This is a genomic window from Halomonas alkaliantarctica (assembly GCF_029854215.1).
In the GTDB taxonomy this organism is placed as follows: Bacteria; Pseudomonadota; Gammaproteobacteria; order Pseudomonadales; family Halomonadaceae; genus Vreelandella; species Vreelandella alkaliantarctica_A.
In genome coordinates this window covers 1,628,956-1,648,202 of record NZ_CP122961.1, presented here as the reverse complement: position 1 = coordinate 1,648,202, position 19,247 = coordinate 1,628,956, and the positions used below count along the sequence as shown (strand labels likewise).

At 55.0% G+C, this 19,247-nt stretch carries 17 protein-coding genes; 4 read left to right on the top strand and 13 right to left on the bottom strand.

Features of this window, described 5'->3' with window-relative positions:
- Positions 1 to 60: 60 nt before the first annotated feature.
- The gene (locus QEN58_RS07440; protein WP_280106477.1) at positions 61 to 618 is read left to right on the top strand and encodes a DUF2062 domain-containing protein; all 558 of its coding nucleotides are present in this window, start codon (positions 61 to 63) and stop codon (positions 616 to 618) included.
- A 16-nt stretch (positions 619 to 634) separates the two neighbouring features.
- Here QEN58_RS07440 and QEN58_RS07435 read toward each other — a convergent pair whose 3' ends face one another.
- The gene (locus tag QEN58_RS07435; protein WP_425270324.1) at positions 635 to 1,387 is read right to left on the bottom strand and encodes an ABC transporter ATP-binding protein; all 753 of its coding nucleotides are present in this window, start codon (positions 1,385 to 1,387) and stop codon (positions 635 to 637) included.
- Between the two features lie 31 nt (positions 1,388 to 1,418).
- Positions 1,419 to 2,660 (bottom strand): lipoprotein-releasing ABC transporter permease subunit, encoded by a 1,242-nt coding sequence (locus QEN58_RS07430; protein ID WP_280106476.1) that lies wholly within the window; start codon positions 2,658 to 2,660, stop codon positions 1,419 to 1,421.
- A 179-nt stretch (positions 2,661 to 2,839) separates the two neighbouring features.
- Between QEN58_RS07430 and QEN58_RS07425 the strand changes: the two genes are divergently transcribed.
- Positions 2,840 to 3,892 carry an agmatine deiminase family protein gene (locus QEN58_RS07425; protein ID WP_280106475.1) on the top strand — a complete coding sequence of 351 codons (1,053 nt, stop codon included), beginning with the start codon at positions 2,840 to 2,842 and terminating at the stop codon, positions 3,890 to 3,892.
- A gap of 10 nt (positions 3,893 to 3,902) precedes the next feature.
- Positions 3,903 to 4,805 (top strand): carbon-nitrogen hydrolase, encoded by a 903-nt coding sequence (locus QEN58_RS07420; protein WP_280106474.1) that lies wholly within the window; start codon positions 3,903 to 3,905, stop codon positions 4,803 to 4,805.
- A gap of 104 nt (positions 4,806 to 4,909) precedes the next feature.
- On the opposite strand, the gene QEN58_RS07415 is transcribed toward QEN58_RS07420, so the two are convergent.
- The 4 genes from QEN58_RS07415 to QEN58_RS07400 form a co-directional block, all read right to left on the bottom strand.
- Positions 4,910 to 5,866 carry a Nudix family hydrolase gene (locus QEN58_RS07415; RefSeq protein WP_280106473.1) on the bottom strand — a complete coding sequence of 319 codons (957 nt, stop codon included), beginning with the start codon at positions 5,864 to 5,866 and terminating at the stop codon, positions 4,910 to 4,912.
- An 82-nt stretch (positions 5,867 to 5,948) separates the two neighbouring features.
- Positions 5,949 to 7,178, bottom strand: coding sequence for a bifunctional glutamate N-acetyltransferase/amino-acid acetyltransferase ArgJ (gene argJ / locus QEN58_RS07410; RefSeq protein ID WP_280106472.1), 1,230 nt, complete (start codon positions 7,176 to 7,178; stop codon positions 5,949 to 5,951).
- Positions 7,179 to 7,233: 55 nt separating this feature from the next.
- Positions 7,234 to 9,966, bottom strand: coding sequence for a preprotein translocase subunit SecA (gene secA / locus QEN58_RS07405; RefSeq protein WP_280106471.1), 2,733 nt, complete (start codon positions 9,964 to 9,966; stop codon positions 7,234 to 7,236).
- An 85-nt stretch (positions 9,967 to 10,051) separates the two neighbouring features.
- Positions 10,052 to 10,414, bottom strand: coding sequence for a hypothetical protein (locus QEN58_RS07400; RefSeq protein WP_280106470.1), 363 nt, complete (start codon positions 10,412 to 10,414; stop codon positions 10,052 to 10,054).
- A gap of 112 nt (positions 10,415 to 10,526) precedes the next feature.
- Between QEN58_RS07400 and QEN58_RS07395 the strand changes: the two genes are divergently transcribed.
- Positions 10,527 to 10,988, top strand: coding sequence for a DUF721 domain-containing protein (locus QEN58_RS07395; RefSeq protein ID WP_280106469.1), 462 nt, complete (start codon positions 10,527 to 10,529; stop codon positions 10,986 to 10,988).
- Between the two features lie 136 nt (positions 10,989 to 11,124).
- On the opposite strand, the gene lpxC is transcribed toward QEN58_RS07395, so the two are convergent.
- From lpxC to murG, 7 genes are all read right to left on the bottom strand, one after another.
- Positions 11,125 to 12,036, bottom strand: coding sequence for a UDP-3-O-acyl-N-acetylglucosamine deacetylase (gene lpxC, locus QEN58_RS07390; RefSeq protein ID WP_071692854.1), 912 nt, complete (start codon positions 12,034 to 12,036; stop codon positions 11,125 to 11,127).
- A gap of 134 nt (positions 12,037 to 12,170) precedes the next feature.
- The gene (ftsZ, locus tag QEN58_RS07385) at positions 12,171 to 13,346 is read right to left on the bottom strand and encodes a cell division protein FtsZ (RefSeq protein ID WP_280106468.1); all 1,176 of its coding nucleotides are present in this window, start codon (positions 13,344 to 13,346) and stop codon (positions 12,171 to 12,173) included.
- A 34-nt stretch (positions 13,347 to 13,380) separates the two neighbouring features.
- Positions 13,381 to 14,670: a cell division protein FtsA gene (ftsA, locus tag QEN58_RS07380; RefSeq protein ID WP_022523899.1), complete on the bottom strand. Its 1,290-nt coding sequence runs from the start codon at positions 14,668 to 14,670 to the stop codon at positions 13,381 to 13,383.
- 313 nt (positions 14,671 to 14,983) lie between these two features.
- Positions 14,984 to 15,697, bottom strand: coding sequence for a cell division protein FtsQ/DivIB (locus QEN58_RS07375; protein WP_280106467.1), 714 nt, complete (start codon positions 15,695 to 15,697; stop codon positions 14,984 to 14,986).
- A 40-nt stretch (positions 15,698 to 15,737) separates the two neighbouring features.
- Positions 15,738 to 16,679 (bottom strand): D-alanine--D-alanine ligase, encoded by a 942-nt coding sequence (locus QEN58_RS07370; RefSeq protein WP_280106466.1) that lies wholly within the window; start codon positions 16,677 to 16,679, stop codon positions 15,738 to 15,740.
- Positions 16,676 to 18,088, bottom strand: a complete 1,413-nt coding sequence (gene murC / locus QEN58_RS07365) for a UDP-N-acetylmuramate--L-alanine ligase (protein ID WP_280106911.1) — start codon at positions 18,086 to 18,088, stop codon at positions 16,676 to 16,678. The genes QEN58_RS07370 and murC overlap by 4 nt, the downstream gene beginning before the upstream one ends.
- Before the next feature lie 50 nt (positions 18,089 to 18,138).
- On the bottom strand, positions 18,139 to 19,236 hold the full coding sequence (gene murG, locus QEN58_RS07360) for an undecaprenyldiphospho-muramoylpentapeptide beta-N-acetylglucosaminyltransferase (RefSeq protein ID WP_280106465.1): 1,098 nt from the start codon (positions 19,234 to 19,236) through the stop codon (positions 18,139 to 18,141).
- Between the last annotated feature and the right edge of the window lie 11 nt (positions 19,237 to 19,247).

Genomic DNA, 19,247 nt, shown 5'->3' with positions numbered 1-19,247 from the left:
ATAGCCGAAAGGCAGCTCGATATGGATAATGAGCCACATCGATAGGTAAGAGTATCCGTCATGCCGCGCAGATTCCTGCAGCGCTACATGCCCAAACCCGACACTATCAAGAAACAGCGCTCGCTACGCTTTATGGCACCGCTGATTGCAGATCCGGGTTTGTGGCTTTTAACTCGCCGAAGCGTTGCCAACGCGTTTAGCGTGGGCGTGTTCTGCGCGATGCTGCCCATCCCCTTTCAGATGGTCATTGCCGCGCTGGGCGCGCGCCTAACACGCTGCAATTTAGCCCTCTCTGTGGGCTTGGTATGGATTACCAACCCCTTAACGATGCCGTTGATTTTTTACGGCAACTATTGGATTGGCACCTTTATCCTTGGCGCGCCCGTGCGGGAGGCCCCTTCGCGTATTTCAACGCGCTGGATCGCCGAACAGATGCACGACATTATGCCGCCACTGATCGTCGGCTCGTTGGTAACAGCGATCATATTAGCCATCGTGGTCAACATTGGCATTCGCTTGATCTGGCGCTGGCACGTCTCCCATAACTGGAAACGCCGCCGCCTGATACGTCGGCAGCGGCGTGCACAGATAAAAGCAGAATTTGACGATAAGATTTAAGGATTGAACTCGACGGTTAAAGCGTTGGTGCCTGCTCGACCAATTTACCCGCATCCAGTTTAAGCACGCGGTCTTGATGGGCGGCTAAGCTAACGTCATGGGTCACAATCACGAACGCACAGGCGCTCTCTTTTGCCAGTTCGTCCATCAGCGCCAAAATCGTGGCTGCTGTGGTTTGATCCAGATTGCCCGTTGGCTCATCCATCAGCACCAGGCTAGGATCGGTGACCAGCGCTCGGGCAATCGCCACGCGCTGGCGCTCCCCACCGGAAAGTTCCCCCGGCTTATGATCTGCCCGCGGCTGCATGCCTACCCGCTCGAGTATCTGCATGGCCCGCTTCTCGGCTACCTTTTTCGACTGGCCGCGAATAATTAGCGGTAACGCCGCATTTTCGACGGCGGTAAATTCCGCCAACAGATGGTGGAACTGGTAGACAAAGCCGATGTAGCGATTACGAAAGCTGCCAAGCGCCGCCTCATTCAAACCTGATAGCGGCTCACCAGCGATAACAACGCTGCCTTTACTGGGACGATCAAGGCCGCCCAGCAGGTTTAGCAGCGTTGTCTTACCCGAGCCAGAGCTGCCCACAATGGCTACCCGCTCCCCGGCACGCACCTGCAAATTGAGATTATCCAGTACCGTCAGATCCTGGGGCCCTTCGCTGTAGGTGCGTGTCAACGACTGACAATCGAGCATTACCGCCGCCTCTTGCCCAGTATTGATGGGCCCAGTATTGATGGGCTGAGAATTTATAGCCGTCGAATTCATAGACATCGTGTCATCCTGGTTCCTGAAGCCATTATTCATAGCGCAGCACATCCGCCGGCTGAACTCTTGCCGCTCGCCAGGCGGGATAGAGTGTCGACAGGAACGTCAGTCCAAAGGCGGCCAATACGATATTGATCACATCGCCCCACTGCAGACGAGAAGGCAGGTTACTAATAAAGTAGACCCCAGCATCCAAGAACTTAATGCCAAGCGTTCCTTCCACCCAGCCAATCAGATCCGCTACGGTCAGCGCCAGCAGTACACCCACGGCCACCCCCATGGCGATACCAATCAGCCCAATGGCCATGCCCTGAACAATAAAAATCCCCATAATCGAGCTCGGTTTAGCACCGATCGTCCGCAGAATGGCGATATCCGCGCTTTTGTCGGTGACTACCATGACCAGCGTCGAGACGATATTAAACGCTGCCACGGCGATAATCACGGTTAACAGCAGCGCGATCATGCGCTTTTCCATCTGTATCGCCTGGAAGAGACTGCCTTGTGAGAGCGTCCAATCACTGCCGCGATACTCCGGGCCAAGCTCATTGAGAATCGCCTGGGTTTCGCTACTGGCAGCAAACAGATCATCCAACTGTAGACGAAGCCCGCCCACCGCATCACCCAGGCGGGCAAGGGTCTGCATATCTTCAATATTGGCATAGGCCAAATTAGCGTCCAGCTCAGCACCGACGCTAAAAATACCGCTGACGGTAAAGCGCTTTAAGCGCGGAAAGACCCCCGCTGGGGTAATCGATGCTTCAGGCACCAGCAGCGTCACTCGATCGCCCACGCCAACGCCCAGGTTGCGCGCCAGCATTGAGCCCAGCACCACGTGCCACTCACCTGGCACCAGATCAGTCAATTCGCCTTGGCGCATATGCTCACCAATGATCGACACTCGATCTTCCCATTCCGGGTTGATGCCGTTGACCATGGCCCCCTGGTTACGCCCACCCACGGAGAACATGCCCTGCTGCTCAACGTAAGGTGCCGCACCAATCACCCGCTCGCGCTGCATCAACTCTTCGGCTAACGTCTCCCACTCCACCATGCCTGCCCGGGACTCAATTTTAGCGTGGGGCACCATGCCTAAAATACGTGTGCGCAGCTCATGGTCGAAGCCGTTCATCACCGACAGCACCAGAATAAGTACGGCGACCCCCAGCATTAGCCCCAACATCGAGGTGAGCGAAATAAACGAAATAAAGTGGTTCCGGCGTTTAGCGCGCACGTAGCGCAGCCCCACCAGAAAAGGCAAACGATCAAGCATGGCGTCATTCCTTATCAATAAGCGCTCATGGTACGGTTTTTTTAGTCTCTCTGCATGTTCAAACGGCCATTAGAGCGGTCTGCGCCGTGAGCGTTCAGATTAATAACGTTACGCTTGCAACTTACCCCGCCACGCCCTACATTGCGCCGATTTACTGCTGACCTTGGGGCTGCGCTTTTATGACGTATCGTTTGCTACCCGAATGGTATCCCCAAGATGGGATACAACTGACCTGGCCACGCCCAGATGGCGATTGGGCGCCTCTGCTTGCGCGCATCGAAGCCACCCTCGAACGCATCGTCATTGCCACCGCGCGCTATCAGCACGTGCTTATTTGCGTACCCGACGAGCTCACTAAACAGCGCTTGGTCGATACTTTTCATGCCTACGGCGTGCCCGCTGAATGCCTGCAGCTTATTGTCGCACCCACCGATGATACCTGGGCGCGGGATCATGGTCCGATCATCGTGGTCGATGAGGATGGCCAATTATTGCTGCTTGATTACACGTTCACCGGCTGGGGTGGCAAATTTCCCGCCGAGCGCGACAACCTTCTCACACAATGGCTTGCCGATGCGGGCGCCTGGGCCTGCCCGGTGTCATCGCGTGATCTTGTACTGGAAGGCGGCGGTATAGAAACTGACGGTGAAGGCACGCTGCTCACCACCGAAGCATGCCTGCTTAACCCCAACCGCAATCCCAGCCTATCTCGTGAAGACGTAGAAGCGCGGCTTGGCGAAGACTTCGGCGTTGACCGTGTTCTATGGCTGGCCAACGGCCATTTAGAGGGTGACGATACCGACAGCCATATTGATACCCTGGCACGCTTCTGCAACCCATCCACCATCGCCTATGTGCGTTGTGACGACCCCAACGACCCCCACTTCCCGGCCTTGGCGGCGATGGAGAAAGAGCTGCAGGCTTTCCGGCAACGCAATGGTGAACCCTACCAGCTTATTCCACTGCCCTGGCCACAAGCCTGCTTTGATCCGGAAGATGGCCACCGCCTACCGGCCACCTACGCGAATTTCCTGATCATCAATCAGGCCGTACTGGTGCCTACCTACGGCGACCCGGCGGATATCACTGCACTGCACGCGCTAGCGGTTGCTTTTCCCGAGCACACGCTAATTCCGATTGAGTGTGTAAGCGTTATTCGCCAACATGGCAGTCTGCACTGTTTAACCATGCAGCTTCCACAAGGCACGCTTGCCGCGACCGCTATTTGCTAGAGGAGTCACCATGTCGACAACCCTAACCGTCGCTGTTGTGCAGCAGCCCGCGTGGCCGGACAAAGCCCAAAGCCTGTCAGCAAGCGAAGAAGGCATTCGTAGCGCCGCCACACAAGGCGCGCAGTTAGTACTGCTGCAAGAACTGCACGCTACCCACTACTTCTGCCAATTCGAAGACCCTGCCCTGTTTGATCTGGCGGAGCCCCTAGACGGCCCTACCGGTCAGCGTCTGGCGGCGCTCGCTAAAGAGTTGGACATTGTCCTGGTCGGCTCGCTATTTGAGCGCCGTGCTCCAGGGCTCTATCACAATACCGCCGTGGTCTATGACCGTGCCAAAGGTCGCGTTGGCCAGTATCGGAAGATGCACATTCCCGATGATCCTGGATTTTACGAGAAGTTTTACTTCACGCCGGGTGATCACGACAGCGCTCGCGGAGAAGGCTTTACTCCGATCGAAACATCCGTGGGTCGCCTCGGCGTGTTGGTCTGCTGGGATCAGTGGTATCCCGAAGCCGCCCGGCTTATGGCGTTAGCCGGTGCCGATCTGCTGCTCTACCCCACGGCGATCGGCTGGGCCCCCAACGACGACAGCGAAGAAAAGAGCCGCCAAAAAGATGCCTGGACAGTGATTCAGCGCGCCCACGGCGTGGCCAACGGCTTGCCCGTTCTAGTCGCCAACCGGGTTGGTTTTGAAGCGGATCATTCCGGAGTCGGCGATGGCATTCAGTTCTGGGGTGGTAGTTTTGTCTGTGGGCCGCAAGGTGAGCTATTGGCCCATGCGGGAGAAGAGACCGAGCAGTTAGTCGTTGAGCTAGATATGGCGCGCAGTGAAAATACCCGCCGCATCTGGCCCTACCTGCGGGATCGTCGCGTAGATGCTTATGGGGATTTAACTCGCCGCTACCGCGACTAACCCCTCTCAAAACCCTTACAAAAACCTAAGAAAACAAAACGCCTGCCTGGGAGAAATACCCAGGCAGGCGTTTTTGATAACACACGGCGGGCTAGCGCGGCCGATTACTTCCAGAAGTCACGAATTGAGGCGATACCTTGGGCGCCGACGGCACGGGCATGATTGGCATCAAAGCGTGTCATGCCCCCCAGTGCGAATACCGGCATACCAGCGCGCTCCACCAACTGCTGGAAGTCATGCCAGCCGAGCGGGAATACTTCCGGGTGCGACGGCGTTGTGCGCAGAGGCGAAAGGCTAACAAAGTCGCAGCCTAACACCGCTGCCTGAGTCAACTGCGCTTGATTGTGCGTCGATGCCGACAACCACTTGCTTTCGGCAATCGGACGGCGCCCAAGCTGCATCAAACGCTCGCTGGTCAAATGTATGCCATCGGCGTCAATGTGATCAAGCAGCGTCGGCTCACCATTGAGAAGCAGTCGTGCACCGTGCTCACGGCACAGGCTCAAGGCACGCTGGGCACGGGCCAGATAAGTCGCCTCATCCAACTGCTTGGCACGTAGCTGCACCAGGCGAATCTTGTCTTCACGCAGTGCGCGCTCCAAATATGCATCGAAACGCGCTTCGTCAGCCTCTTCACCGGTGATCAAATACTCGGTAGGCAACCTTACCGCTCGCAGAATCGGCAAATTAGCCGCTGGGAAGGGGTAGTTGGAGAGCTCGCTCATGGGCACCCAGCGCACCGCCTGCCCTTCACGACCAAAGGGCTCGCCAGCAAACTCATGCACCTGCCATACATCAAGCAGGATATGCTTGTCTGGATACTCATGGTGGACGCGAATCAACGGCTGGGCACAAACAATCTCAACGCCTAGCTCTTCGTGCAGCTCACGCTTTAACCCTTCAAGACCGGTTTCATAGGGAGCCAGCTTCCCACCCGGAAACTCCCAAAGCCCGCCATGATCTACGTTTGATGGCCGACGAGCGATCAATACTTGCTGTTGATCGGCGCTGATAATCGCTGCCGCCGCGACGTGAACCCGTCGTTTTACCTTTATGCTCATAGACTCATATACTCGTTACGTCTTTGTTCACTGCGTGTGCCCACTACCCCTGCCAACCAACGCCCCATTCAGGGCCGACTGACTAGCTGCGGTAATCCGCGTTAATAGACACATAGTCATGGGAGAGGTCGGAAGTCCATACCGTGGCACTTTCCTCGCCCCGCCCCAAGTTAATGCGAATGGTAATTTCTGACTCGGCCATGACGGCGCTTCCTGCCGCTTCGGTATAGCCTTCAGCACGCCCGCCATTTTCAACTAGCCGCACATCGCCTAAATCAATCACCACACGATTGACGTCAAAGTCATTCACAGGCGCTCGCCCAACCGCAGCCAAAATACGCCCCCAATTAGCGTCTGAGGCGTAAAGCGCGGTTTTGACTAGCGGTGAATGCGCAACGGTGAAGGCCACATCAAGCGCCTCTTGACGGCTTTTCGCCTCATCGACCTGAAGGGTAACGAATTTGGTTGCACCCTCGCCGTCGCGAATAATCGCCTGCGCCAGTTCGGTCATCACCCGCTGTAGGGCGTTGCTGAAAACAGCAATCTGCTCATCATCGGCGATGCGAGGACCTATGCCGGTCGCCGCCAGCATACAGGCGTCATTGGTTGAGGTATCGCTGTCCACCGTGATGCAGTTAAACGAGCGATCGACGGTTTCACGCAGTAGCCGATCAAGTAGCGGCGCTTCGATAGTTGCATCGGTCACCACAAAGCCCAGCATGGTCGCCATATTGGGCTTGATCATGCCTGACCCTTTAGTGATGCCGTTAATCCTTACCTGCTGATTGCCTATTTCAACCGCGACGCTAGCGCCTTTAGCACGGGTATCGGTGGTTAAAATGCCTTGACCCGCGTGTTCCCAGGCAACACTGTCGCTGGCCAAGCTTTCAAGCGCCGGTGCCAATCCCGCTAGCAGACGCTCCATTGGCAGCGGCTCGCCAATTACGCCAGTTGAAAACGGCAGTACGTCCTGTTCAGACACGCCTGCCTGTTTAGCCAGCTCAGCACAGCTAGCTCGCGCATCGCGCAAACCTGCTTCGCCCGTACCTGCGTTGGCATTGCCGGTATTGATTAGCCAAAAGCGAGGCGAACGGTTGTCTGCCCGGCACTGTTCGAGGTGTTGCTTAGCCACCAATACGGGCGCTGCGCAGAACGCATTACGGGTAAAGACCCCTGACACCGTCGCGGTCTCGGGCAGTTCTATCACCACCACATCACGGCGATCTGGCTTCTTGATACCCGCCATTGCAACCCCCAGGCGCACCCCTTCTAGGGGTGGCAACTCTGGAAAGGGAGTGTTTCCAACCGCCATGATTTTCTCCTTAAGGCAAAGGCCGTTTCACAGACCGTCTCAACAACGGGCGCCGTTAGTTTAGTTTCCCACAGCACTGCTTATACTTTTTACCCGAGCCACAAAAACAGGGGTCGTTGCGACCCACTTTCGGGCCTTCGCGACGCACAGGGCGTCCATCTACGCCAGGTACTTCCTGCTCGGTTTCTGACTGCTCTGGAACCGGGGCGTCATGACGGTTTGCCGCCGTGGCGGTTTCCCGGGCCAGCGCTTCGCGGCGCTGCTGCTCAAGGGCGTCTACTTCCTCGGGCTGACGAACCTGCACGTGGCTCAGAATGCGTGCCACATCGGCTTTAATGTGCTCTAGCAGGTGCTGGAAAAGCTCAAAGGACTCACGCTTGTACTCTTGCTTGGGATTTTTCTGGGCATACCCGCGTAGGTGGATACCGCGACGTAGATGATCCATCGACTGAAGGTGTTCTTTCCAGCGCGTGTCCAGCACTTGCAGCATGACCTGCTTCTCAAAGCGACGTATCAGTTTCTCACCCGCCGCCTCAACTTTGGCGGCATAGGCTTCGCGATGCATCGTCTGCAGTCTTTCACGTAGCTGTTCTTCACTGAAGCGATCATCCTCGGCGGCCCATTTAACCACCGGCGCGTCAAGATTGAACTCGGTTTTGAGGTGCGCTTCCAAACCGGGTAGATCCCACTGCTCGGGCAGACTTTGGGGCGGCACGTAGTCACTGATGGCCGTCTCCATCACCTCTTCGCGGATACCGATAACGGCATCAGCGACATCGTCAGCGGCAAGAATCTCATTGCGCTGGTCGTAGATCACACGGCGCTGATCGTTGGCAACGTCGTCGTACTCAAGCAGCTGCTTACGAATGTCGAAGTTACGCCCTTCGACTTTCTTCTGGGCACGCTCAACGGCGTTAGAGACCATCTTATGCTCAATGGCTTCGCCATGCTCGAGGCCCAATGCCTGCATCAAGCGTTTGACGCGGTCGGAGCCAAACAGGCGCATCAGGCTATCTTCAAGCGACAAGAAGAACCGTGTCGAGCCCGGGTCGCCCTGACGCCCGGCCCGGCCACGCAGCTGGTTGTCGATACGCCGGGACTCATGGCGCTCAGAACCCACCACATGCAGGCCGCCAGCGGCGAGTACACCATCGTGACGCGCTTGCCACTCGACTTTTAACGCTTCAACCTGTTCTTGAGTGGGGTTTTGCAGCTTGGCAACTTCGGCCTCCCAATTACCGCCTAGCACGATATCGGTGCCACGACCGGCCATGTTGGTGGCAATCGTAATCGCCCCTGGGCGGCCTGCCTGAGCAATAATTTCGGCTTCGCTCTGGTGCTGCTTGGCGTTAAGCACGCTGAACGTCAGCCCTGCCTCGCGCATCAACTTGGCAAGGTACTCGGACGTTTCAATCGAAGCCGTACCGACCAGTACCGGACGCCCGGCTTCGGTTTCGGTTTTGACATCCTTGATGATCGCTTCGTACTTCTCTTCAGCGCTCAAATAAACCAAATCGTTCAGGTCTTTACGGGCCAATGGCCGATTGGTGGGAATCACCACCACATCTAGGCCGTAAATCTGACGAAATTCAAAGGCTTCAGTATCCGCCGTACCGGTCATCCCGGCTAATTTCTCATACAGACGGAAATAGTTCTGGAAAGTCGTTGAGGCTAGCGTCTGGCTTTCGCGCTGCACCGTAACGCCCTCTTTGGCCTCAACAGCTTGGTGCAACCCTTCCGACCAGCGGCGCCCTGGCATGGAGCGGCCGGTGTGCTCGTCGACAATCACCACCTGACCTTCAGAGACGATGTAGTCGACATCACGATGATAGAGATGGCGGGCGCGCAGCGCTGAGTGCATATGCTGAAGCAAGTTAAGGTTTTGCGCGGCATACAGCGACTCTTCATCGCCCAATAAGCCTTCAGCGCGCATCAGCTCTTCAACTTTATTATGCCCCTGCTCCGTTAACTCTACCTGCTTCTGCTTCTCATCGACCAAGAAGTCACCAACAACCTCGGCCTCTTCATCTTCAATCTCTTCGCCTTTCTCAAGCTGTTGGGCAAGTTGATTAACGACTTTATAAAGATCGGTATTTTCATCTACCGCGCCGGAAATAATCAGCGGCGTGCGTGCTTCATCGATAAGAATCGAGTCAACTTCATCGACAATCGCATAATGTAGGCCACGCTGGACTTTATCTTCTAACGAAAACGCCATGTTATCGCGAAGATAATCGAAGCCGAACTCGTTGTTGGTACCGTAGGTAATATCGCAGTGATACGCATGACGCTTCTCTTCGCCAGTCTGACCAGAAAAGATAACGCCAATGGTAAGGCCCAGAAATTCATACAGCGGACGCATCCACTCGGCATCACGCCGAGCCAGGTAGTCGTTCACCGTGACCACGTGCACGCCTTTACCCGGCAGTGCATTCAGATACACCGCCAGGGTCGCTACTAGCGTTTTACCCTCACCGGTTTTCATTTCAGCGATTCGACCACGGTGCAGGGTCATGCCACCCACCATCTGCACATCAAAGTGGCGCATACCCATAACGCGCTTACTGGCCTCTCGAACGGTTGCAAAGGCGGGCGCTAGCAGCGCATCAAGAGACTCACCAGCTTCTAACCGTTGGCGTAGCTCAGCCGTTTTGCCTTGCAACTCAGCATCGCTAATCGCCTCGAGCTCTGCTTCTAAGGCATTAATCTGCGGCACATTCTTGTGCATGCGTTTAACATCGCGGTCATTTTTAGAACCAACGACTTTACGTAATAAATTATTAAGCATGAAATATCCAAGTATTCACGAGCGTCCCATCGGACTTTGCCCTTTCTCAGCATGCTCTTTATCTAGAGCATACACAGTAGGTGTTTTAACGGCAGACTCGTCGGAAAGGTGGGCCGCGCTGGGTCAAAACATCCTGAGCGGCGACCAGCATAGCCATCGGGGCTAGCCAGTGACATAGGCGCCGCACAGGAGCAAAATGCTGGGGACTTTGTGCCCAACGCTGTAGAGCCCTCCGGCGCTTAGCAATCCAGTGGGACTGCGCGCGCAAAATCGCAGGCACCCATAAACAGATAGTGATGCTACGCTCGCCATTACGGAACGCATCCGTGGGGCCTAAACTGGCGGGCAAAAGGCAGCTCACTAGAAGACCGGCCAGCCACCAACGCGCTAAACCGTAACGGCGGTGGCGCCGCGGCAAAGCTGATTGAACATCAAGCGTAGGTGACATGCTGTAGACAGGCTCCTGGGCGTGGTAAAATCGACTAAAATGAAATCAGCTAATACTTGCGACCTCATCATTAGCGGTACCCTAGGTTAGCGGTACCCTAGGAATTAAGCGTATGAGTATAAAGGTTAAGCGTTCTCGCGCACAGCCCATCGCCCGCCTGCTCTCAAAGTCGGGCGATATTAATAAGTTAATGCGCCTGTCTCGCTTAATCGATCAGGCCCAGCGACACCTGCGCGCGCACCTACCTGAAGAGATGCGTGAGCATATTTTTGTTGGTGGCTTTAGCGAAGGTCGCTTAACCCTAATTAGTGGTCAGGCGGGCTGGCTGACATGGTTGCGCTTTGAACAACGGCGCTTACTAGAACTGCTTCATCAGTTGCCCGGCTTTGAAGGGGTAAGCGGATTTACCTTTAAAGTACGCCCGGTGCGCCCTATTGTGGCACCGCCGCGCAATACACGTAGCCTTTCGGCCGATGCAGGTAAAACGCTAGCCGAGTGCGCTGAAGACACTACCAATCCTGCGTTAAAACGCGCCCTGGAACGGCTTGCCTCTCATGCTCGGCCAGCCAAGTAACGCTCACACCGTTTTGTCTACCAATCAGGCTTAGCGCCCTAGTGCCACACTCTTAAAAGCATAAAGCACCGCCTAAGCGATGCTTTATGAATCAAAAGTAAAAAAGCGCTAATGTAAAAAGCTAAGCCTAGCTATATCAGGCCATTGCGGGCGCGGCATAGGAAATCGGTGCCACCGCCTTGTCTTCTTCAAAGGTGACAATTTCATAGGCATCGGGCTGCGCCATCAATTCACGACACAACTGGTTGTTCAGCGCGTGACCGGACTTCACCCCACGGAACTCACCGATCAGGCTATAACCCAACTGGTACAGATCGCCGATAGCATCTAACACTTTATGCTTAACGAACTCATCTTCGTAGCGCAAACCACCTTCATTAACAATGCGATAGTCATCAACCACGATAGCGTTATCTAAACTTCCACCTAACGCTAGGTTATTAGAGCGTAAAAACTCTAAATCGCGCATAAATCCGAAGGTACGCGCGCGCGAGACCTCTTTGACGAAAGACGTGGTCGAGAAATCGATTAACGCGGTCTGCTTTTGCTGCTCAAACACCGGGTGATCGAAGTCAATGGCAAACGAGACCTTGAACCCTTGATGGGGTAAGAAAACCGCTTCTTTGTCGCCATCAGTCACTGCCACACGATGCTTGATGCGAATAAACTTCTTGGCAGCATCCTGCTCCAAAATACCCGCTGACTGAATCAAGAAAACAAACGGACTCGCACTACCATCCATAATGGGCACTTCAGGTTCGCTAACATCCACGTAGGCATTGTCGATACCCAGGCCAGCAAAGGCTGACATCAAGTGCTCAACGGTAGCTACCTTGACTCCATTAAAGACAAGAGCGGTGCATAACTTGGTATCTTCGACCAATTCCGCCCGCGCAGGTACGTGCACGACGGGATCCAGATCGGTTCTAACAAACACAATCCCAGTATTGGCCGGCGCCGGACGCAGAGCTAGATGGACTTTTTTACCTGAATGCAGGCCCACTCCGGTGGCGCGAATGACGTTTTGTAGGGTGCGTTGTCTGATCATGGATAGTAGCCGAGCTCTTATGACGGTAATAACCGCAGGGAAAAAGTTATCAAACAGTGTTCACTTTAACAGCAAACGAGCGTTTTAGCCAATAAAACGCTCGCTCGCTGTTGCAATGAGCCTGATTTCGAGAATCAATCCGCCTGGCGGCGTAGAAACGCGGGGATGTCCAGATAATCATCGGCTTCAGAAGCGCGACGCTTTTCAGGACGAGGTTTAGCGGCTGCTTCGGGTGCTTCAGCGCGTGCGGTTGCCTGCTGACGCATCACTGTTGGCTGCTGCAACTTGCGGTAATCAGAGGATTCCGTAGCAGAACGACGCGCCGGCTCGCGCGCAGCCGCTTTAGGTTTTTGCCCATCTAAGCCAGCAGCAACGACGGTGACACGCAGTTCGTCAGACATTTCCATATCAATGGAGGTGCCCACGACGATGGTAGCGTCTGGAGAAGCAAACTCTTGAACTGTAGCGCCCACATCATTGAACTCGCCGATCGACAAATCAGGGCCAGCAGTGATGTTGACCAAGATACCGCGTGCGCCGTGAAGATCGATATCTTCCAGCAGCGGGCTGCGGATCGCTTTCTCGGCAGCTTCGCGAGCGCGATTTTCGCCCGTGGCACCACCGGTACCCATCATCGCCATGCCCATTTCAGACATAACGGTGCGCACATCAGCAAAATCGACGTTGATAATACCCGGACTAGTGATCAGCTCTGCAATACCTTGAACGGCACCCAGCAACACATCGTTAGCCGCACTGAAGGCCGTCAGTAACGTGGCGTTCTTGCCCAGCACGGAAAGCAGCTTTTCGTTGGGGATAGTGATCAACGAATCAACGTGCTCAGAGAGCTCTTTCATGCCCTCTTCAGCAGCGCGCATACGCTTAGGCCCTTCAAAGGGGAAAGGGCGCGTCACCACGGCAACGGTAAGAATCCCCAACTCTTTGGCGACCTGAGCGACCACCGGTGCACCTCCGGTACCCGTACCACCGCCCATACCGGCAGTGATGAAGACCATATCAGCACCAACCAACAATTCCGCAATGCGCTCGCGGTCTTCCATTGCGGCTTGGCGGCCCACATCAGGATTGGCGCCAGCACCTAATCCTTTAGTGATTTCGCTACCCAGTTGCAATACGGTTTTTGCTGCACAGCGCTTGAGCGCCTGGGCATCCGTGTTGGCGCAGATAAACTCAACGCCTTCAATATTGCTTTCGACCATGTGGTTAACAGCATTGCCACCACCGCCGCCAACGCCAACCACTTTGATGACCGCACTGCTCGAGGGTGCGTTATCTACCAATTCGAACATAAGCCCCGTCTCCTGAACCGCGCTTGCGGCCCTGTCAGAAATTTCCTTTGAACCAGCCTTTAATTCTTGCCAGCGCCGAATGGTCTTCCTTGATATCACGCCGGGCAAGCTCGTTGCGACCCTTATGGGCTGCAACCACTCCCCCGTGGCTTCTTAGACCTTGCCCATGACGCGTTTCCTGCAAGGCATAATGCAGCAGACCAACGCCCGTCGCATAAATGGGGTTACACACAACGTCCGCCAAACCTCTTACATTCTGCGGACATGCGATGCGAACGGGCATATGGAAAATCTCTTCCGCCAATTCGCTAACTCCTTCCATGCGCGAGGTACCACCGGTAAGTACTATCCCAGCAGCCACCATGTCTTCATAGCCACTACGGCGCAATTCGTCTCTCACTAGCGTAAATAGCTCTTCGTAGCGTGGTTCTACCACTTCAGCGAGCGCTTGACGCGATAGATCACGCGCAGGACGATCCCCTACGCTAGGTACTTTAATCATTTCATCGCTTGCGGCTAAATGGGTTAGCGCGCAAGCGTATTTAACTTTGATCTCTTCCGCGTGCTGCGTGGGTGTTCGCAGCGCCATGGCGATATCGTTAGTGACTTGGTCACCCGCGATAGGAATCACCGCCGTGTGGCGTATGGCGCCTTCGCTAAAAATAGCCATGTCGGTGGTTCCACCACCAATATCGACCATACAGACGCCCAGTTCACGCTCATCTTCAGTTAGCACAGCCATACTAGAGGCGAGCTGCTCTAAGATAATAGCATCAACTTCAAGACCACAGCGGCGCACACACTTCTCGATATTTTGCACCGCGTTTAAAGCGGCTGTCACTAAGTGCACCTGCGCTTCCAATCGCACACCGGACATGCCAAGCGGTTCACGGATGCCACCTTGGGCATCAATCGAGAACTCTTGGGGCAGCACATGCAGCACCCGCTGACCTTCTGAGATAGCGCGCGCCCGTGCGGAGTCAATCACTCGTTCAATATCTGAGGGTGTCACCTCACGCTCTTTAATGGCGACAACACCATCCGAGTTCATTGAACTAATGTGGCTGCCTGCCACGCCAACGTATACCGAGTGAATATCACAACCGGCCATTAACTCTGCTTCTTCAACGGCGCGCTGGATTGACTGTACCGTTGATTCAATATTGATCACCACGCCACGCTTCATTCCACGCGAAGGATGCGAACCAATACCTGCAATTTCAATTCCGCCATCATCGGTAGGTTGACCGACTATCGCGACGACCTTGGACGTTCCAATGTCCAGCCCGACCACCATATTGGATGCGTTGGGTGAGCCTGCCATGAGTCGGGAAATCTCCTTGCGTCATTGTTAAAAATAAATATAAATAGGGTGTCGCTTAATCCAACGCTTAACATCGAAAGCGTGCTACCCAAAATAATCAGTGATATTTTTCAGGCAATCGCTAACTGCCAATAGTCGAAATTAAAAACTATTTAAACCGTAGATGGACCATAGTATAGAAACAATAGTCGCAATACGACTAGTACAAACCCACAATAATAGGCTTGGGTATCAATTTAAAGCCGATTATTGACTTTTTCAACGATGGCAACCACTCACTTTTACACCTTATTTGCATCAAGTAATAGAAGAGTTACTCATCTTGCACAGTAAATTCACTTTCTCCATGCCACGCAACAGCAACACCGTTAGGATAGCGCAGATCAATATAGCGAATCTGCTCACCAAGAGACGACAACTCACGCTGCCAAGAAGCCGATAACCGTGCTAAGCGTACTTCATGCTGCCGCCGACCTAACATCACCCAAGCACCATCGTTTAATTGCAGCCGCCAAGCACCTCGCGGCTCTAAACGAAGTTGCGTAAGATTCAGCGATAGTTGTTCAAAGTGCAGTTTTAATCGGTCGTAATAGTCCAACACTTCTTCACTGCTGCCAGCAGGGCCTGCTAGATCGGGCAAACCTGTGGGTGGTGATAATGGCGCAAAAGCGAAAGGTTCGCCTTCAGGGTTAAGTAAGAAGTCATCATTCCAACGGGAAACGGGCTCCTGCTCAACCAGTTCGAAGACCAGTGCATTCGGCCACTCACGGGAAATGCGCACTTCGTTTAACCAGCCCACTTGCAGCGCACGGTCGCGCAACTCACCCAAATCAGCAGATAGCCAAGTGGCATCAACCACCAGAGGTGCCAACTGAGTACGCAGGTAGTCGGCGCTGACATACTCCCATTCGCCGCGAATAGACACACGCTCAATCGGACGATCTAGCCACAGCCAGAGCGCCCGCCCGCCTGCTCCCATCAGCAGCGCCAGCAGGAGAACTCCCAACCAAGCGTTACGCCTTTTCATAAGGCACTTTTTAAAAAGCCGTTTTTAAATAAGTTTTTAGTCATTCTGAGGACTGCTCACCTGCGTTATTGAGTATTTGCAGCACCAGATCATCAAAGCTTATGCCCGCATGAGCCGCCGCTTGAGGTACCAAACTATGATCGGTCATGCCAGGCACCGTATTGACTTCCAACAGCCAAAAACGCCCTTCGCTATCGCGCATGACATCGACCCGTCCCCAGCCTACGCCACCGATAGCAGCAAACGCCTGCTGACAGAGCAGTGCAAGCTCATCCTCGTCCTGCGCCGACAAGCCACAAGGCAAATGGTACTGGGTAGTATTAGCGATATATTTGGCTTCGTAGTCGTAGAAACCTCCGGGCACTTCAACTCGAATCGCTGGCAACACCTGATCACCTAGCAGCGCAACGGTATATTCGTCGCCCACTATAAAGCGCTCTGCCATCACGCGGGCATCGAACTGGGCGGCCTCATGATAGGCCGCCTCAAGCGCTGCCTGGCTTTTCACGATGCTAATGCCCAGCGTCGAACCCTCATGAACAGGCTTAACAATCAGCGGCAGGCCAAGTTGTTCGACCACGGCTGACCACTCCGCCGTCGCCTCCAACATAATGCTTTCGGGGGTGGGAAGACCAACCGCGCTCCATACCTGCTTGGTGCGCTGTTTATCCATCCCCAGGGCCGAAGCGAGCACCCCGCTGCCGGTATAAGGAATACCCAGCAGCTCCAAAGCTCCCTGCAAGGTGCCATCTTCGCCGCCGCGACCATGCAGAGCCACAAAGACTAGCGAGGGAGCCAGTTGCTCCAATCCCACTAGGCCGTTGTCGCGGGGATCATAGCCGCAGGCATTGACACCTTTTCGCTGCAGTGCTTCAAGCACCGCCGCACCGCTTTTCAACGACACCTCGCGTTCAGCGGAGGTACCCCCATAAACGACAACAACTTTTTCAAGAGACTGGGGGGTTGTTACGTCAACACTCACAGATCCACCTCGTTCATCGCTAGCTGTGCCTGTGCCAAACGCAGGGAAATCCCCCCCACATCACCGGCGCCCTGGGTTATTAAAATATCGCCTGGGCGCAATACATTGGTTAACAGCGCAGGCAGTTCATGTTTGTGCTCGACAAATAGCGGGTCAACGTCACCTCGCTGACGAATAGAGCCCGCCAAGGTTTTTCCTTCGGCACCAGGAATAACCGCTTCACCGGCACTGTAAACATCAAGTAGCACCAGCGTATCCACTTGAGAAAGCACTCTGACAAAATCTTCATATAAGTCGCGGGTACGGCTATAGCGATGGGGCTGATAAAGCATAACCAGGCGGCGATCCGGCCACCCTGCACGAATGGCCTGAATAACCATATCAACTTCCCGAGGATGGTGACCATAGTCATCCACCAGCATGATATCGCCGCCACCGTGGGGCGCAGGAAAATGACCATGCACCTGGAAACGGCGACCAACCCCGGCGAAACCAGCCAGACCGCTCAGAATAGCGCTATCACTCACGCCTGCATCGGTAGCCACCACAATCGCCGCCATGGCGTTTAGGGCATTGTGGCGCCCCGGCATAGCCAAACGTACGTCTAATGGCGCAGCGCCGCCAGGGCGTAAAGCTGTGAACGACACTTCACCACCAAGCTGAGCAAAATCAACAATCCGGTAATCGGCATCGCTATCAAACCCATAGGTCACGAACTGGCGCTTTACCTGCTCGCAAAGCACACGCACATGGGGGTCATCGATACACAGCACAGCCAAGCCATAAAACGGCAAGTTGTGTAGAAATTCGATAAAGGTACTTTTTAGCCGCTCAAAATCGCCGCCATAGGTCGCCATATGGTCAGCATCGATATTGGTGACAATCGACACCATCGGCTGTAAGTGCAAAAAAGAGGCGTCGGACTCATCGGCCTCGGCAACGAGATAGTCGCCCTCGCCTAAGCGGGCATTGGCGCCGGCACTGGTTAATTTCCCGCCAATCACAAAGGTGGGATCAAGCCCCCCTTCCGCCAGCAGTGTCGCCGTCAAACTGGTCGTGGTGGTTTTGCCATGGGTGCCCGCCACGGCGATGCCATGACGAAAACGCATTAGCTCAGCGAGCATTTCAGCCCGACGCACCACCGGCACGCGGTGCTCATGGGCCCAGCGTATTTCTGGATTGGTTTCATCAATGGCACTCGACACCACCACCACATCAGCGCCCTCGACATTGGCCTCGGCATGCCCGATCGCGACACTAACACCGCATTGACGCAGCCGTTCCACGACCGAAGAGGTTTTCGCATCACTACCGCTCACGGTATAGCCTTGATTGGCTAGCACCTCGGCAATACCACACATCCCTGCGCCACCAATGCCGACAAAATGGAGTCGCCGAATGCGGCGCATGCCGGGGCCAGCGGCAGAACGTGAGGGTGCTACGGTTTTGTCTGAATCGATCACGCGGAGTCTCCTAACGGCACCATCGCCAAGCACCCTTCAGCCAACCGCTTCGTGGCGTCTAAATGGGCAGCCTGGCGAGCATTGGCCGCCATCGCTGCCAGGGTGTTTGGGATGAGCAATTGATTTAAAAATTCACTTAACCGCTCAACGGTGAGCTCAGACTGAACCACGCACTTTGCCGCTCCTGCCTTGACTAACACCTGGGCATTGATTCGCTGGTGGTCATCGACGGCAAAGGGGAACGGCACCAGCAGCGCTGGCTTAGCCGCAGCGGCCAATTCCGCGACTGTCAGCGCGCCTGAGCGGCACACCACTAAGTCGGCCCACTCATAGGCGGCGGCCATATCGTCAATAAAGGGGCTAACCTCAGCGCTCACGCCGTGCTGTTGATAATTTTCAGTAGTGGCCTCGTCACGATTCTTACCCGCCTGATGGCGCACGTGAGGACGCCGCTCAATGGGCAGTGCAGCCAGTGCAGGAGCCAAGCGTTCATTAAGCGCGACAGCGCCGAGCGAACCGCCCACTACCAACAACCGTAGAGGCCGGGATGAGAGCGTTTCCTCATCTCGCGGCGAGTTCCCCAAGGCAGCAATATCATCACGCACCGGGTTACCGATGACGTCGGCACGCTCCCCAAAAGCCTCCGGAAAGGCGGCATAGGTGCGCTTAGCCAACCGCGATAGCACCCGATTAGTCAGGCCTGCAACGGCGTTCTGCTCATGAATCACCAATGGAACGCGCGTCAGCCAAGCAGCTAACCCGCCAGGACCACTGGCAAAACCACCCAAACCGACCACCACGTGAGGCTTAAAGTCGCGAATAACTGCACGCGCCTGCAGTACCGCACGGCTAAGGTTTAGCGGTGCTTTTAGCCAGCCCGTCAAGCCATTGCCACGCAGCCCGCTAACCGCAATTGTATGTAATTTAATGCCCGACTCGGGCACAAGCCGGTTTTCAATCCCTCTAGGACTGCCCAACCACTCAACGTCGACCTGCTGCGCCTGCAAAGCGTTGGCGAGTGACAGGGCGGGAAAAACGTGGCCGCCAGTGCCCCCCGCCATAATCAGTACTCGTCGGCTAACGTTAGTCGTCACATCAAACTCCT

What these genes read in the sequence shown, in the direction of transcription:
- QEN58_RS07425 (WP_280106475.1), top strand. Translation starts at nt 2,840, where the DNA reads ATGACGTATCGTTTGCTACCCGAATGGTATCCCCAAGATGGGATACAA.
- QEN58_RS07415 (WP_280106473.1), bottom strand. Translation starts at nt 5,866, where the DNA reads ATGAGCATAAAGGTAAAACGACGGGTTCACGTCGCGGCGGCAGCGATT.
- QEN58_RS07420 (WP_280106474.1), top strand. Translation starts at nt 3,903, where the DNA reads ATGTCGACAACCCTAACCGTCGCTGTTGTGCAGCAGCCCGCGTGGCCG.
- secA (WP_280106471.1), bottom strand. Translation starts at nt 9,966, where the DNA reads ATGCTTAATAATTTATTACGTAAAGTCGTTGGTTCTAAAAATGACCGC.
- QEN58_RS07400 (WP_280106470.1), bottom strand. Translation starts at nt 10,414, where the DNA reads ATGTCACCTACGCTTGATGTTCAATCAGCTTTGCCGCGGCGCCACCGC.
- argJ (WP_280106472.1), bottom strand. Translation starts at nt 7,178, where the DNA reads ATGGCGGTTGGAAACACTCCCTTTCCAGAGTTGCCACCCCTAGAAGGG.
- QEN58_RS07435 (WP_425270324.1), bottom strand. Translation starts at nt 1,387, where the DNA reads ATGAATTCGACGGCTATAAATTCTCAGCCCATCAATACTGGGCCCATC.
- QEN58_RS07395 (WP_280106469.1), top strand. Translation starts at nt 10,527, where the DNA reads ATGAGTATAAAGGTTAAGCGTTCTCGCGCACAGCCCATCGCCCGCCTG.
- ftsA (WP_022523899.1), bottom strand. Translation starts at nt 14,670, where the DNA reads ATGGCAGGCTCACCCAACGCATCCAATATGGTGGTCGGGCTGGACATT.
- QEN58_RS07375 (WP_280106467.1), bottom strand. Translation starts at nt 15,697, where the DNA reads ATGAAAAGGCGTAACGCTTGGTTGGGAGTTCTCCTGCTGGCGCTGCTG.
- lpxC (WP_071692854.1), bottom strand. Translation starts at nt 12,036, where the DNA reads ATGATCAGACAACGCACCCTACAAAACGTCATTCGCGCCACCGGAGTG.
- ftsZ (WP_280106468.1), bottom strand. Translation starts at nt 13,346, where the DNA reads ATGTTCGAATTGGTAGATAACGCACCCTCGAGCAGTGCGGTCATCAAA.
- murC (WP_280106911.1), bottom strand. Translation starts at nt 18,088, where the DNA reads ATGCGCCGCATTCGGCGACTCCATTTTGTCGGCATTGGTGGCGCAGGG.
- QEN58_RS07430 (WP_280106476.1), bottom strand. Translation starts at nt 2,660, where the DNA reads ATGCTTGATCGTTTGCCTTTTCTGGTGGGGCTGCGCTACGTGCGCGCT.
- QEN58_RS07440 (WP_280106477.1), top strand. Translation starts at nt 61, where the DNA reads ATGCCGCGCAGATTCCTGCAGCGCTACATGCCCAAACCCGACACTATC.